This window comes from Neolewinella litorea (assembly GCF_004803465.1).
Taxonomy (GTDB): Bacteria; Bacteroidota; Bacteroidia; order Chitinophagales; family Saprospiraceae; genus Neolewinella; species Neolewinella litorea.
Map to the genome: position 1 here is coordinate 288,783 of NZ_SRSF01000004.1, position 14,485 is coordinate 303,267.

The following is a 14,485-nucleotide window of genomic DNA, read 5'->3' on the forward strand; positions in this document are numbered from 1 at the left end:
ACCTGGGGCGGGGTAGCCTACAGCCAGTCGAAGTCGCCGCGGCGATCGCGGTCGGGGTGCTCGCCGTCGCCGTGGGCGGCGGTGAAGTCCCAGTCGTAGGTGTCCAGCTCCAGCAGACTGGCCGTGAGCAGGGCGGTGCAGTGCTCGATGTCTTGGCGGCTGGCCATCTCGATCACCTGGTGCATATTGCGCAGGGGGATGGAGATGGCACCGGCGATGCAACCCTTGGTGCCGTAGCGTTGCAGGGCGGCGGTGTCCGTGCCGCCGGCGGGCAGCAGTTCGAGCTGGGTGGGGATTTCCCGGCGCTGGGCCACCTCCTTGAGGTAGTTGACCATGCGGAAGTCCGAGATCACCGACCCGTCGAGGATCTTGATGGCTGCTCCCTTACCGAGGCAGGTGACGTTCTCGCGGCTGGAGCTGCCGGGTACGTCGTAGGCGATTGTAACGTCGAGCCCGAAGCCGAAGTCGGGGTCGATGTGCCCCACGCTGCCCATGGCGCCGCGCAGGCCTACCTCTTCCTGGACGGTGAAGGTGGCGTAGAGGTCGTAGGGCAGCTCCTGGCCCTGCAGGCGGCGCAGGGTTTCGAGGAGGATGAACACCGACACGCGGTTATCGAGCGACTTGCCCGTCACGCAGTCGCCCATTTCGATCAGGTCGCGCTCGCGCGTGATGGGGTCGCCGATGCCGACCAGTTGGTCTATCTCCTCCTTGGGCAGGCCCAGGTCGATGAAGTAGTCGTTGACGGGCACCACCTTGTTGCGCTCTTCCGTCTTCATGATGTGGATCGGCTTGCTGCCCATGACGCCGACGACGTCGCGGCGGCCGTGGACGACCACCCGCTGGGCCGTCAGGGTCTTGGGGTCGAAACCGCCCAGGGGGAGGAAGCGGATGAAGCCGTTCTCGTCCACGTGGTTGACGATGAAGCCAATTTCGTCCATGTGGGCCGCGACCATCACGCGCTTGGGCTCGCGCCCCTTGCGGACGGCGATGACGTTACCCATGTTGTCGACGCTGACCGAATCGGCCAGTCCGCGTACCTCCTGCAGAATCAGGTTTCTGATCCGGCGCTCGAAGCCGGAGACGCCCGGGGTTTCACAGATTCGTTTGAGAAGGTCGAGGTTTTTCATGATTCACTGGGGTTGGGGCCGCAAAAATAGTCTATTGTTGGTACATTGATAGGTGACCGTCGACAAGCCGTGACCAACCCGATTGCCGGGATGCCGCTCCTTGCGGGGATGGGCAGCCGCACTATAAACCCCCGTGGACCGTTAAGCGTACAGTTACCTCAGTGCTTTACTTACCGTAAAATCTCTTCTATATGGACAGCATCAAGATCCTTTGGGCCGACGACGAAATCGACCTGTTCAAGCCGCAAATGCTGTTTCTGCGCAAAAAAGGCTATGAAGTGGTCACCGTCACCAACGGGCACGATGCACTGGAGGAGGTGGAGAACGACAAGACCATCGACATTATCTTTCTGGACGAGAGCATGCCGGGACTTACCGGCCTGGATACCCTGGCGCGCATCAAGGATATGCAGCCCTCGATCCCCGTGGTCATGATCACCAAGAACGAAGCGGAAGACGTGATGGAGCAGGCCATCGGCAGCCAGATCGCCGACTACCTGATCAAGCCCGTCAACCCCTCCCAGATCCTCCTCACCCTCAAGAAGATCGTGGACGAGAAGCGCCTGGTGCGCGAAAAGACAACCAGCGACTACCAGCAGGACTTCCGGCAACTGCTTATGCAGATCAACTCCGGCCTGGACAAGGCGGAATGGGTGGACATGTACAAAAAGATCATCAACTGGGAGCTCAAACTCGACGACAGCAACAGCGACCAGATGGGCGAGATCCTCGCCGTGCAGAAACGGGAGGCCAACGCCGAGTTCTCCAAATTCGTGGAGCGCAACTATATGGACTGGGTGCAGGAAAAGGACGCGCCCATCATGTCGCACAACCTGATGCGCGAAAAGGTATTCCCGCACCTTTCCAAGGATCGTCCCACGGTCATGGTGCTGCTCGACAATATGCGCTACGACCAGTGGAAGGTCATCGAGCCCTACATCACCGAGCTGTACCGCATCGAGGAGGAGGACTACTTCTACAGCATCCTGCCCACCGCCACCCAGTACAGCCGCAACGCGATCTTTGCCGGCATGTGGCCCGCCGAGATCGAGAAGCACTACAAGCAGTGGTGGTTCAACGACAGCGAGGAGGGCGGCAAGAACAACCACGAGGCCGACCTGCTCGGAAAACAGTTCGAGCGCCTCATCCGCCGCAACGATTTCAAGTGGGACTACACCAAGGTGACCCGCACCAACTTCGCCCGGCAGATGCAGGACCGCGCCCTGGACTTTCTGAACAACGACCTGACCGTCATCGTCTACAACTTCATCGACATGCTCAGCCACGCCCGCACGGAGATGGAAGTCCTCAAGGAACTGGCCGGCGACGAAAAGGCATACCGCAGCCTCACCCGCAGCTGGTTCGAGAACAGCCCCCTCTGGGCCACACTGCGCCGCCTGGCCGAGCGCGACATCAACCTGATCATCACCACCGACCACGGTACCATCCGCGTGAACACCCCCAGCCGGGTTGTCGGCGACCGCGACACCAGCACCAACCTGCGCTACAAGCTCGGCCGCAACCTCCAGTACGAGGAAAAGGACGTACTGGAAGTCCGCGAACCCAAGGAGGCCAAGCTGCCCCGCCCCAACCTGAGCAGCAGCTACATTTTCGCCAAGGAAGACAAGTTTTTCCTCTACCCCAACAACTACAACTACTACAACAACTACTACCGCGACACCTTCCAGCACGGCGGCATCAGCCTGGAGGAGATCGTCTGCCCGGTAGTAAGGCTCCGCACCCGCTAGTACGATGCGGCCTCAAGCCGCGGCAGTACAAAGCGGCCTCAGGCAGCGCCAAACAACACGGTGTCCAACCGGGCAGAATACGCTGCCCAGCCGAGCCTGAATTCCAACCCAGAACGTCTACCGTCCAACCTTAACCGGCAATCCACCCACTCCCCACCGGGGATTAGCCTCAGCCCCCATCACCAGCCGCAGCTCTCCCCCACCCAGTAATTCCCGCGCCGGGAACCAAAAGGTAGCAAGCGGCTTCCCGTTCAAGGTGGCCGACTGCACGTACTTATTCTCGAACGAAGCGTTCTCCGCCACGATCGTGAAGGTCTTGCCCCGGCCGTACCGCTCGCCCAGGTTAATCTCTACCCGTTCATAGAGCGGACTGCCGATCTCGTAAATGGGTTCCATGGCCGTGCCGCCGTCGGTCTGGAAGAGGCCCAGGGCCGACATCACGAACCAGGCGCTCATCTGTCCCTGGTCTTCGTCGCCGAGGTAAGCATTGGAGACGCCGGAGCCGTAGTAGCGGTCCAGGATATCGCGGTTCCACTTTTGGGTGAGCCAGGGCCGGCCGGCCCAGTTGAACAGGAAGCTGAAGTGCATGGACTGCTGGTTACCCTGGATGACGGGAAAGTCCCAGTACAACTCATTCGGGGCGTTGTAGCGCCAGGGGCTGCTCACCCGGAACCCGTCGTCGAGGCGCCGGACGAAGCGGTCGACGCCGATCTTGTCGATCAGGGCGGGTACGTCCTGGGGAACGAAGAAGGTAAGTTGCCAGGCGTTGCCTTCCACGTACTGGTGGTTCCCGCCGGTCTTCAGGGGGTCAAAGTCGGCGTACCACTCGCCGCTGGAATGACGGAGCCGGGCAAAGCCCACCGTCGTATCGATGGCGTTCTCCCACCAGTAGGCGCGGTCCATGAATTCCCGGTACAGGTTGTCCTTCCCGAGCGCACCGGCAAACTGGGCCACAGCATAGTCGTCGAAGGCGTATTCCAGGGAATTGGAGAAGCGCCCCCGGTTATAGGGCACGTAGTGGTGCTCTAGGTAAGTCTCCAGATCGCGGTTGCCGGCGAAACCGTGTCCCACGGTATCACCCGGGGTAGTCTGCATCTTGTGCACGGCAGTGAAGGCTTTTTCGGCGTCGAAGTCGCGGATGCCCATTTGGTAGGCCCCCACGATCAGCGGGATTTCGTGCTCGGCGACCATTACCGGGATGTACTCCATGCCGGCCGGCCCCTTGGCCAGCCAACCGTTGGCGTCGTACATGGCGAGCTGGGAATTGACCCATTTGGAGGACCACTCGGGGACGACAAGGTTCCAGAACTGGTTCAGGTTCCAGAAGGTATTCCAGAAGGCATCGCAGCCCAGGGCGACAGCGCCCGGATCATGCAGCTTGCGGACGGTCTCCGTCGCGTCCACCCAGCTCCCGTCGACATCGCTGAAGATGTTCCGGCTCACGATGGCGCGGTACATGTTGGAGTAGAAACGCACCTTCTCCTGGCGGTCGGGGGTGGAGATGGCGACCCGCCCCAACAGGTCATTCCAGGCGGTTACCTGCTGCTCGCGGACCGCGTCGAAGTCCCAGCCGTAGGGTTCACTGATCTCCGCCGCCAGGTTCTCTTGCGCGTTTTCGATACTTACGTAGGAAAGGCCGGTGCGCGTCTGCACCATCGGCTCTTCGCCGGTGTTGAACTCCAGGATCGCCACCACGTCTTCGGGCCGTTCCAGGACCAGCGAATCCCGGTCGTCCACCAGCAGGGTATCCCCGGCCCCCGGCTCAGGGCCGTCGTACCATACCCGGAACCGCTTGATCGGTTGGTCGAACTCGAGGACGAAGTGGAGGATGTATTCCTGCTCAATGTCGTCCCAGGCCCGCTCCGCGTCGCCGTTTTCGATCATCTGCTTGCGGTAATACCGCTCGCCCCACACGCCGGGCGTCACCTGCCGGCTGTAACCCACGATCCGGTTAGGGCCGTCCTGTGCCAGGAAGGCTTCCTCGATTCGGTAGTCGTATTCCGCGGGAATCTTCAGGTCGACCAGGATGCGCGACCGGGCATCCCCCGCCGGATAGGTGTAGCGCTGAAAGCTGGCGCGGGTCGTAGCCGTAAGTTCGGCGCGGATGTCGTAGTCGGTAAGCTGGACGGAGTAGTAGCCCAGCGGGGCCTCCTCGGTGGCCTTGTCGATGCGCGACCGGTAGCCGCTGTCGGGGTCCGTCGGGTCGCCCATCGTGGTCTGCAAGGGGCCGTTGGTGGGGAAAGTCCCGAGTCCGGCCATAGTCCACTCGTGGACGTGGCTGAAGGTGCCGACGTTCTCGAAGGTAGGCTGGTAGCCGGCCTGCCAGCCGGCGTTCTGGTTGTCCGGACTGATCTTCACCATTCCGAAGGGCATCCAGGGGCCGGGGGCAATCATCCAGCGGGAATGGCCGGTACCGATCCGCGTGTCCACGTAATCCGCGGGGCGGTTGACCCTTTGGGGTGCCCGTTCGATTTGCCCGGAGGACAGTAATTCCCCATCCGCCCTGACTTCGTATGTGCCCTCACGGGGGGCGTCCACCGCCGGGAGGGGAACCTCGAAGGCGTGTCGCCCGTGGACCACCCGCTCCTGAAAAACCTCCCGCCCGTCCAGCAGTACGGAAAGGACCGGTGCCCCCTCCAGGTGCTGCACGTCGACGAGCAAGGGCTGCACGCGCCCGTCCCCGGCCTCGATCTCATAGTCGGCGGCCGCTACACCGTGCAGGAACAGTCCGCCGGGAGGTATGAGCCTGGTCTGCCCCGGTCCCTGCAAGCTCAGGTAATCAAACACCAACCAGCTGCCGGTCAGGCTGGTAATTTCGACGACGTTGCCGCCTTCCCGCAGGTCCGCCGCGTCGAGGGTCATCACCAGCTTCTGCGGGCGGGAGCGGTTGCCGGCACCGGTCAGGGCGTCCTCGCTTTCTCCGGGGTCGAGCTGGAATTTTTGCACCTTTCCATTGACGGTGACGCGCACCAGGGGTGGGTCATCCGGACTGCAATCCAGTACGCCCACTACGAGTTGGTACGGCACGGCATCCCGCGTCCCCGCCAGATTGAACAACAGGTTCAGTTCGTGGGGGCGGATGCCTGAGAGCCGTGAGGTGCCGCCCCAGTAGTCGACGGTGCCGGGCAGCACGTAGGGGAAACCCCGTTCCAGGGTGTCTTGCCCGAGGGCGAAGTAACGGTCTTCCCAGCCGAAGTCGTTGGCCAGGAAGCTTTCGTAGCCGGCCGGGGCCAGGGCAAACTCCCCCGCGCTGCCGTCGGGTTCGCCGAGCTGCCAGATGGTGGCCTGCGCGGAAAGCGCGCCGGTGGACAATACGAGCAAAGCGAGGGTAGTGCGCAAAAGTAGAGGAAGCATTCCCGAATGTAGCAAGCCCGGTCGTATGATGCAGGGTGGGGCGGATATTGTAATTTCCCCCCGTGTTACAACCCTACCACACCAAGGGCCGCCTGGAGGCCGGCTGCGACGAGGCCGGCCGCGGCTGCCTGGCCGGACCCGTCTTCGCCGCCGCGGTGATCCTGCCCCCGGACTACGACAACCCCCGGCTGAACGACAGCAAGAAGCTTGACGAATCCGCCCGCGATGCCCTGCGCCGGGAGATCGAGGCCGACGCCCTGGCCTGGCGCGTGGCCCGCTGCAGCGTGGAGGAGATCGACCGCTACAACATCTTCCAGTCGAGCTACCGCGCGATGCACCGCGCGATCGATGCCCTGGCCGTGCGCCCCGATTTCCTCCTCATCGACGGCAAGTTCTTCGTTCCCTACGCCGGAATTGACCACCTTTGCGTGATCAAGGGGGACGGCAAGTATCAAAGCATCGCCGCGGCCGGTATCCTGGCCAAGACACACCGCGACGCCTACCTGCTGGACCTCCACCAAAAATACCCCCAGTTCGGCTGGAATACCAACCGGGGGTACCCCACGAAAGCCCACCGTGCCGCCATCGAGCAACACGGGGCGACCGTACATCACCGCCGTAGCTTTACCCTCCTGCCGGGGGGGAAGCAATACCGACTCTTCCAGTAAGCCGCACCGCAGCCCGCGGGCGGCGAACGAAAAGGCGGTACTATTGTACTACGGTAACAGTAAGACTACCGAATCAGACCCCCCAATTTATGGATATCGTTGCCATCGTAGGACGCCCGAACGTCGGGAAATCCACCCTCTTCAACCGCCTCATCGGGGAACGGCAGAGCATCGTCGACAACCAGAGCGGCGTGACCCGCGACCGGCAGTACGGCCGGAGCCACTGGAACGGCAAGGAATTCGCGGTGGTCGACACCGGGGGATTCGTGCGCAACAGCGACGATGTTTTCGAAGCCGCCATCCGCGACCAGGTGGAGATCGCCATCGAGGAGGCTACCGTCATCCTGTTCATGGTCGACGTCACCACGGGCATTACCGACCTCGACGAGGAGGTGGCCCAGATGCTGCGGCGCGCCGACAAGCCCGTCCTGCTGGCCGTCAACAAGGTCGACAACAACCAGCGGCAACTGGAGGCCAACGAATTCTGGTCGCTGGGCTTCGAGCAGACCTTCTTTCTCTCCTCCGTTACCGGCAGCGGTACGGGCGACCTGCTCGACGCGGCCGTAGAGTACATCACCAATCACGAGGAAGAGCCCAATGAGCTGATGCAACTCGCCATCGTGGGGCAGCCCAACGCCGGCAAGTCCAGCTTTATCAACTCCCTGCTCGGCGAGGAGCGCAACATCGTCACCGACATCGCCGGCACCACCCGCGACTCGATAAACAGCCACTACAACAAGTTTGGCAAGGAGTTCATCCTCATCGACACGGCCGGCATCCGCAAGAAGGCCAAGGTGCACGAGAACCTCGAGTACTACTCCGTCATGCGCGCCATCCGCGCCATCGAGAAGGCCGACGTATGCGTGCTCATGATCGACGCCACCGACCACGTGGAGAGCCAGGACCTGGCCATCTTCCGACTCGCCCAACGCAACAACAAGGGCATCGTCATCGCCATCAACAAGTGGGACCTCGTCAAGGACAAGGAAACCAACACCGCCCGCGACTACGAGGCCGAGGTGCGCCGCCGCTTCGCCCCCTTCAGCGACGTCCCCGTCATTTTCATGAGCGTCACCGAGAAGCAGCGCATCATGAAGACCATCGAGGCCGCCGAACAGGTATACGCCAACCGCACCCGCCGCATCCCCACCTCCAAGCTCAACGACGTCATGCTCCCCGCCATCGAGCGCTACGGCCCCCCGGCCTCCCGCGGGCGCGTCATCTCCATCAAGTTCGTTTCCCAGCTGCCCCTGGCCTACCCGGCCTTCGCCTTCTTCTGCAACCACCCCCAGCACGTAAAAGAGAGCTACAAAAACTACCTGGAAAATCAGCTCCGGGAAAATTTCGACTTCACCGGCGTACCCATCACCATCTTCTTCCGGCAGAAGTAGGGAGCGATGGTGAAATCCTTGATTTCCTGGGTCCTAGTTCTTTAGGTTGTTAGTTCTTTAGGCTTTTAGTTTCGTGCCCTGATATTGCCCCGGCATAAGCCAAGAGAGCGCTGGCGTAATTCTTGATCTCCTGAGTGCTAGTTCTTTAGGCTGTTAGTTCTTTAGGCGTTTAGTTTCGTGCCCTGATATTGCCCCGGCATAAGCGGAGAGAGCGCTGGCGTAATTCTTGATCTCCCGGGTGCTAGTTCTTTAGGCGTTTAGTCTCGTGCCCTGATATTGCCCCGTCATAAGCGGAGAGAACGCTAGCGCAATTCTTGATCTCCTGGGTCCTAGTTCTTTAGGCTCTTAGTTCTTTAGGCATTTAGTTTCGTGCCCTGATATTGCCCTGGCATAAGCGAAGAGAGCGCTGGCGTAATTCTTGATCTCCTGGGTGCTAGTTCTTTAGGCTGTTGGTTCTTCAGTCTATTACTCCCGTACCCTGACAACGCCCCGGCCCGAGCGAAGCGAGGGACAAATGCATCCTAATTCACCAATTCACTAACTCACTCCTTCACCCCTTGAAGCTAAAAGTCCACCAACTCTCCCTACCCCTACGCGACCCCTTCCGCATCGCGCACGAGAGCCGTACCGAGCAGCCGACCCTAATCGTGGAGCTGATTGCCGGGGAATACCGCGGCCTGGGGGAGACGGCGATGACCCGCTATTACGGACTCGATAGCCAGCGTTGCGCGGCGGAACTGAAGACCCTGGCACCCGCGTTCGCGCCCTGGACCGCCCGGGAGCTGGACGAAGTTGGCGTAGCCGCGGTGCTCGACCTGACCGTTCCCCAGAATTTCAATCCCTTCCTGCGCTGCGCCCTCGACGTGGCCCTGCATGACCTGTGGGGCAAGGTGAAGGGGCAACGCGTGGGGCGGCTGTGGAAGCAGGACCGCACCCGGCAGATCCCCACCTGCTATACCATCGGACTGGCTCCCGTGGAGGAGATGGTGCGCAAGCTTCGGACTTTCCCCTGGCCGGTCTACAAGATCAAACTGGGTGGCGGCGACGACGACGTGGCCATCATTCGCGCCCTGCGGGAACACACCGCGGCCCCCTTCTACGTTGATGCGAATACCGGGTGGACGGCCCGGCAGGCCATTGATTACTCCGGCCCGCTCAAGGAACTCGGCGTGAAATTTATCGAGCAGCCGCTCAAGCCCGAAGACACCGCGGGACAGGCGGAAGTGCACCGTCACAGTGCCCTGCCCGTACTGGCCGACGAGAGTTGCCAGACGGAGGACGACGTGGACCGCTGCGCCAAACTGTTCTCCGGCATCAACATCAAGGTGGTCAAGTGCGGCGGTCTTCTGCCCGCGCGCCGTATGATCGCTCGCGCCCGCCAGCTGGGACTGAGAGTAATGGCCGGCTGCATGACGGAGAGCAGTGTAGGCATCAGCGGCATCGCCCAGTTGTTGCCGGAACTGGATTATGCGGACCTGGACGGCGCCATGCTGCTCGCCGACGACCCCGCCTCCGGGGTGAAGTTTGATCCGCGGACGGGGTTGGCGATCTACCCCGACCGGCCCGGCACCGGGGCACTACTGAAGCGAAGCATCAACGCTTAACTTTTTGCACCAAACTTATACCGCTTGGTCGGACTTCTAGCAGGGTAAACCATCAGCCAACAAGACATGTACGTCACCTTCTCGCGCTTGTGCGCCGCCTTACTTCTACTCAACCTTTCCATCCTCCTCCCGGGCTGCGCCACCAACCCGGTCACCGGCAAGAAACAGATCGCCTTCATATCGGAGGAAAGCGAGATTCAGATGGGACAGGAGTACGACCCGCAGGTCGTGGCCGAGTTCGGAATCTACGAAGACCCACAGCTCCAGAGCTTCCTCACCGAGAAAGGCAACGCCATGGCCGCCATTTCCGAACGGCCCAACCTTCCCTGGACCTTCCGGCTGGTGGATTCCGAAGTAGTCAACGCCTTCGCCGTACCTGGGGGCTTCGTTTACTTCACCCGGGGCATTATGGCCCACTTCAACAATGAAGCCCAATTCGCGGGCGTCCTCGGCCACGAGATCGGGCACGTGACCGCACGCCATACCGTGGCCCAACAGAGCAAGCAGCAGCTTGCCCAGATCGGCTTGATCGGCGGAATGATCCTCTCTCCTGAGCTGGCCAGTCAGGGACAATCCCTCATGCAGGGGATGCAACTCCTCTTTTTGAAATTCGGACGCGACGCGGAAAGCCAATCGGACGAACTCGGCGTCAAGTATTCTACCGCCATCGGCTACGACGCCCAGGAAATGGCCGGCTTCTTCAGTACCCTCGACCGCCTGAGCGGCGGCTCAGAGAACCGTGCGCCTACCTTCCTGAGCACCCACCCCGACCCCCTGAACCGGGAGGTGCGGGTAGCGGAACTCGCCCAGCAATTCCAGGCCGCCGACAACCGAGGCAGCTATGAGGTGGACCGCGAAGGCTACCTCCGCCGCATCGACGGCATCCTGTACGGAGAAGATCCCAAGAACGGCTACGTCGAAAAGGGGGGCTTCTACCACCCCGACCTCCGCTTCTACTTTACCATCCCGCGGAACTGGAAACTGATCAACTCCCCGACCATGGTGCAGATGGTCGCTCCCGATGAGAAAGCCATCATGCAGATGCGCCTCGCCCCCGGCAGCGATCTCCGCGCCGCGGCCCAGGAATTCATCCAGCAGAACAAGGTGCAGGTCAGCCAGACCAGCGACCAGTCGATCAACGGACTGCCGGCCACCACCATAGTAGGACAAATCAACCAGCAAAACCAGCAGGGGCAGCGCTCTTCGCTTGGAACCATCGCCAGCTTCATCAGCTACGGCGGTAATATCTACATGTTGGCGGGCCTTTCGATGGCTTCCGACTTCCGCCGATACGCCGGCGAAATGGAGTCGAGCATCCGGAGCTTCGCGGAGCTGCGCGACCAGAGCAAGTTGAACCGGAAACCCGAGCGGATCAAGATCATGACCACGAATCGCGCCAAGACCCTGCAGCAGGCCCTTTTGGATGCGGGCATCCCGCAAGACCGGCTCGAAGAATTTGCCGTCCTGAACGGTATGGAGTTGAACGACCAGTTGCCGGCCGGTTACCTTTACAAGGCCATGAGCGGGGGCACCCGTTAGGGGCGCTGACCCAGCCGGGCAGCCGTGGTCGCATCGTTGCGGCGGTTGAATACCGAGAGGGGCTCCATCGATTCGTAGGCCGCATCCTGTACCTTGGTACGGGTATTCAGTTTCAGCAATTTGTTGTTCTCCGCATTCGGAAAGGTCCGGTTGGAGAGGAACACATACACCAGGTCCTCTTTGGGATCGGCCCATACGGCCGTGCCGGTAAAGCCCAGGTGCCCAAAGGCCCGGGAGGAAGCCTCATCTGACATATTGAGGTGGCGGTTCTCATTGAGCTGCTTCATGTCGAAACCTAGGCCACGCCGCGTTTCGCCGGGATAGCGGGAGGTAAACTCCTGGATGACCTCTTCGCTCAGGTACCGGCGCCCGCCGTAGGAACCTTCCTGCAGCAGCATCTGAAAGAGTGCGGCCAGGTCGTGCGCGGAGCCGAAGAGCCCGGCGTGTCCGCTTACACCACCCATCATGCCGGCCCCCATGTCGTGGACGAAGCCCTGCACGGTACACATGCGGAAGTAGTTGTCGTTCTCGGTGGGCGGAATGCGGTCGCGGGAAATGGACCGCAGGGGGTTAAACGTGAGTGATTCCAGACCCATGGGGCGGTAAAAGTGCCGGGCGGCGTATTCCGCGACCGTCAGTCCGCTAACCCGATCGACCAGCTTGGCCATAAGGTAGAAACCGAGATCGCTGTACCGGTAACGTCCGACGTTCGGCAAGGGGCTGTCGTAAATGCGTTGCCATACGCTGTCGATCCCCACCTTGCTCATGTAAAGCTTGTCCGTCACCGGCACTACGAAGTCGCCGGTCTGGGTAGTTCGGTAATACTGTGAACTCGGTTTGGGGTGGCGGCCCGGAGTAAGCGTGTAGCGATAAAAAGGGATCCAGCTGTGCAGGCCGGCCCGGTGCGCCAACACGGCGCGTATCTTCAAGGGGGCCTTGTTGGTGCCTTTTAGTTCGGGGAGGTAGTATCCGAGCGACTTGTCGAGGTCAATCTTGCCTTCGTCGACCAGCTTCATGACGCTGAGGGTAGTCGCGGCAACCTTCGTGATGGAGGCCAGGTCATATACCGTGTTGGTGGTTACCGGCTGGTCGTTGGCGTAGGTGTGATGTCCGTAGGCCTTCTCAAAGACTACCTTTCCGTGCCGGGCCACGAGCACCACCATGCCCGGGGCGGCACGACTATTGATGGCTTCCTTCGCCAGGCGGTCGACCCGACTGGCGAGGCGTTCTCCGTCAATGCCGACGCTTTCCGGAGGAGCGTAGCCCATCCGGAAATTGGCGGTCGTTTCCAGGCCGGCATTGTAGGGGGCGTTGGGGCTGGCGGTGATGGGCAGGCGACCGGTGAGGCGATTGGCGCCGAAAAGGGCCTGGGCCGCCGCATCCTGAGCTACTTCATCGCGGGTATAGGCCTCCAGCAGGGTGCCGAAGCCGTCCAGGGCCTTCAGGCTGTAGGGGTTGCCGAAGACGGTCACCACCAGTTTGGCGCGCTCGTCAATGGCCCGCAGCAGACTCAGCAGCTGCGGCGTGATGGTCACTTTCTCGATAAAGCGGCTGCCATCGCTGTAGAGGCTGGTTACGACCACGTCTCCGGCGCCGACGCGGTTGAGGATTTGTTTCTTTTCCGTGTCGGTCGGACTCGCGGCCGTGGTGAGGTGCGTGATCTGACCGTAGTCGTCGAGCCGGTTGGTGAAGGTGGTGGGCTGGGAAGCCCCGATGCGCAACGAGACGATCTTTCCGGTAACCGGCGTCTCGATCGGCACGAGGTTTTCCGCATCGCGGACCAGCGTCATGGAGGCTTCGTACAATTCCTGCTTCAGGGCCTTGGCGGCGGGTGAGTTCAGGTCGGCGCGCAGGTTAGCGGCTGCGGGGAAGGTGGGGCGGGTCAGCCCGAGGCGGTACTTCGAAAGCAGCACGCGGCGCACCTTGGTTTCGATGTCGACGGGTTTGATCTTGCCCTCGGCGAGGTAGCGTTTGATGGCGGAGAAGGACGCGCCGATGTCTTCGGGGAGCAGGAGCACGTCGGAGCCGGCAGCAATGGCTTCGGCTTCCACTTCTCCATCGCCGTAGTGCTTGGTGACGCCCTTCATTTCCAGACCGTCCGTGAAAATCAGTCCGGTAAAGCCCAGTTCATTGCGCAGCAGGTCGGTCACGATCGGCTTACTCAGCGAGGAGGGGCGGTTGGGGCGAGGGTCGAGGGCCGGAATCTGCAGGTGGGCCGCCATCATACTGCCGATGCCGTAGCGGATCAGGGCGCGGAAGGGATATAGCTCGATGGAGTCGAGACGGGCCCGGCTGTGGTTAATAACCGGCAGGTCGAGGTGGCTGTCGACGTCGGTATCGCCGTGGCCCGGAAAGTGCTTGGCGCTGGCCAGGATGCCGTTGTCCTGCAGGCCCTTCATGTACATATACCCCTTGGCGGTCACATTGTAGCGGTCTTCGCCGAAGGAGCGGGTGGCAATGACGGGGTTATCCGGATTGTTGTTGACGTCGAGTACCGGACTGAAGGCCACGTTCACCCCGATGCGGTGCATCTGCCGGGCGATCTCGGCCCCCATATCGTAGATGAGCTGGTTGTTGCGGATGGCACCGAGGGCCAGCTGCTTGGGGTAGGAGATGGTGTGGTCGGGCAGGCGCATGCCCAGTCCCCACTCCGCGTCCATGCTCACCATCAGGGGCAGGCCGCTGAGGGCCTGGTAGCGGTTGGTGAGTTCGAGTTGCTTTTCGGGGGTACCCTGGAAGAAGCACAATCCGCCAACGTGGTAGTCGCGGATCTGCCGTTCCACGCTGGCCACGTGGTCGGGGCCGAGGTCGCTGTGGGCACGGATCATAAATAGCTGACCCAACCGCTGGTCTTCCGACATCGATTGGTAAACCGAATCAACCCACCGTTTTTCCGGGGCGGTAAGTTGGGAGAGGTCTGGCCGGTAAACCTGTTGACCGATGAGTGGAAAAGAAAGCGTCAGGAGAAGAAAAACAATAAGAGGGAACGTAAGCTTCATGGACCGGGGAATAGTAAGCTGGGATAAATAGCGCTGAAAACGTCGGGCAAAGCCC

8 protein-coding genes are annotated in these 14,485 nt (G+C 61.4%); 5 read left to right on the forward strand and 3 right to left on the reverse strand.

The window, feature by feature from the left end; genetic code table 11:
• Positions 1-17 precede the first annotated feature (17 nt).
• The gene (locus tag E4021_RS11895; protein WP_136459580.1) at positions 18-1,127 is read right to left on the reverse strand and encodes a M42 family metallopeptidase; all 1,110 of its coding nucleotides are present in this window, start codon (positions 1,125-1,127) and stop codon (positions 18-20) included.
• A gap of 191 nt (positions 1,128-1,318) precedes the next feature.
• Here E4021_RS11895 and porX point away from each other — a divergent pair, with 191 nt between their 5' ends.
• The gene (gene porX, locus E4021_RS11900; RefSeq protein ID WP_136459581.1) at positions 1,319-2,875 is read left to right on the forward strand and encodes a T9SS response regulator signal transducer PorX; all 1,557 of its coding nucleotides are present in this window, start codon (positions 1,319-1,321) and stop codon (positions 2,873-2,875) included.
• Between the two features lie 117 nt (positions 2,876-2,992).
• Here the strand turns inward: porX and E4021_RS11905 are convergent, their stop codons facing one another.
• Positions 2,993-6,229 (reverse strand): GH92 family glycosyl hydrolase, encoded by a 3,237-nt coding sequence (locus E4021_RS11905; RefSeq protein ID WP_136459582.1) that lies wholly within the window; start codon positions 6,227-6,229, stop codon positions 2,993-2,995.
• A 62-nt stretch (positions 6,230-6,291) separates the two neighbouring features.
• Here E4021_RS11905 and E4021_RS11910 point away from each other — a divergent pair, with 62 nt between their 5' ends.
• The 4 genes from E4021_RS11910 to E4021_RS11925 all read left to right on the forward strand — a co-directional run bounded on the left by E4021_RS11910 (position 6,292) and on the right by E4021_RS11925 (position 11,431).
• A complete protein-coding gene (locus E4021_RS11910; RefSeq protein WP_136459583.1) occupies positions 6,292-6,897 on the forward strand; it encodes a ribonuclease HII in 606 nt (201 codons plus the stop codon).
• An 89-nt stretch (positions 6,898-6,986) separates the two neighbouring features.
• Positions 6,987-8,288 carry a ribosome biogenesis GTPase Der gene (gene der, locus E4021_RS11915; protein ID WP_136459584.1) on the forward strand — a complete coding sequence of 434 codons (1,302 nt, stop codon included), beginning with the start codon at positions 6,987-6,989 and terminating at the stop codon, positions 8,286-8,288.
• 557 nt (positions 8,289-8,845) lie between these two features.
• Positions 8,846-9,892: a dipeptide epimerase gene (locus E4021_RS11920; RefSeq protein ID WP_136459585.1), complete on the forward strand. Its 1,047-nt coding sequence runs from the start codon at positions 8,846-8,848 to the stop codon at positions 9,890-9,892.
• Positions 9,893-9,958: 66 nt separating this feature from the next.
• Complete coding sequence (locus E4021_RS11925) at positions 9,959-11,431, forward strand: M48 family metalloprotease (RefSeq protein WP_168797584.1); 1,473 nt, start codon at positions 9,959-9,961, stop codon at positions 11,429-11,431.
• Here the strand turns inward: E4021_RS11925 and E4021_RS11930 are convergent.
• A complete protein-coding gene (locus tag E4021_RS11930) occupies positions 11,428-14,430 on the reverse strand; it encodes a glycoside hydrolase family 3 N-terminal domain-containing protein (protein WP_136459586.1) in 3,003 nt (1,000 codons plus the stop codon). The two genes, E4021_RS11925 and E4021_RS11930, sit on opposite strands and share 4 nt — an antisense overlap.
• Positions 14,431-14,485 lie beyond the last annotated feature (55 nt).

Excerpts from the sequence above, each read along its gene's own strand:
- E4021_RS11895 (WP_136459580.1), bottom strand. The coding sequence starts at position 1,127 with ATGAAAAACCTCGACCTTCTCAAACGAATCTGTGAAACCCCGGGCGTC.
- porX (WP_136459581.1), top strand. The coding sequence starts at position 1,319 with ATGGACAGCATCAAGATCCTTTGGGCCGACGACGAAATCGACCTGTTC.
- E4021_RS11905 (WP_136459582.1), bottom strand. The coding sequence starts at position 6,229 with ATGCTTCCTCTACTTTTGCGCACTACCCTCGCTTTGCTCGTATTGTCC.
- der (WP_136459584.1), top strand. The coding sequence starts at position 6,987 with ATGGATATCGTTGCCATCGTAGGACGCCCGAACGTCGGGAAATCCACC.
- E4021_RS11925 (WP_168797584.1), top strand. The coding sequence starts at position 9,959 with ATGTACGTCACCTTCTCGCGCTTGTGCGCCGCCTTACTTCTACTCAAC.
- E4021_RS11930 (WP_136459586.1), bottom strand. The coding sequence starts at position 14,430 with ATGAAGCTTACGTTCCCTCTTATTGTTTTTCTTCTCCTGACGCTTTCT.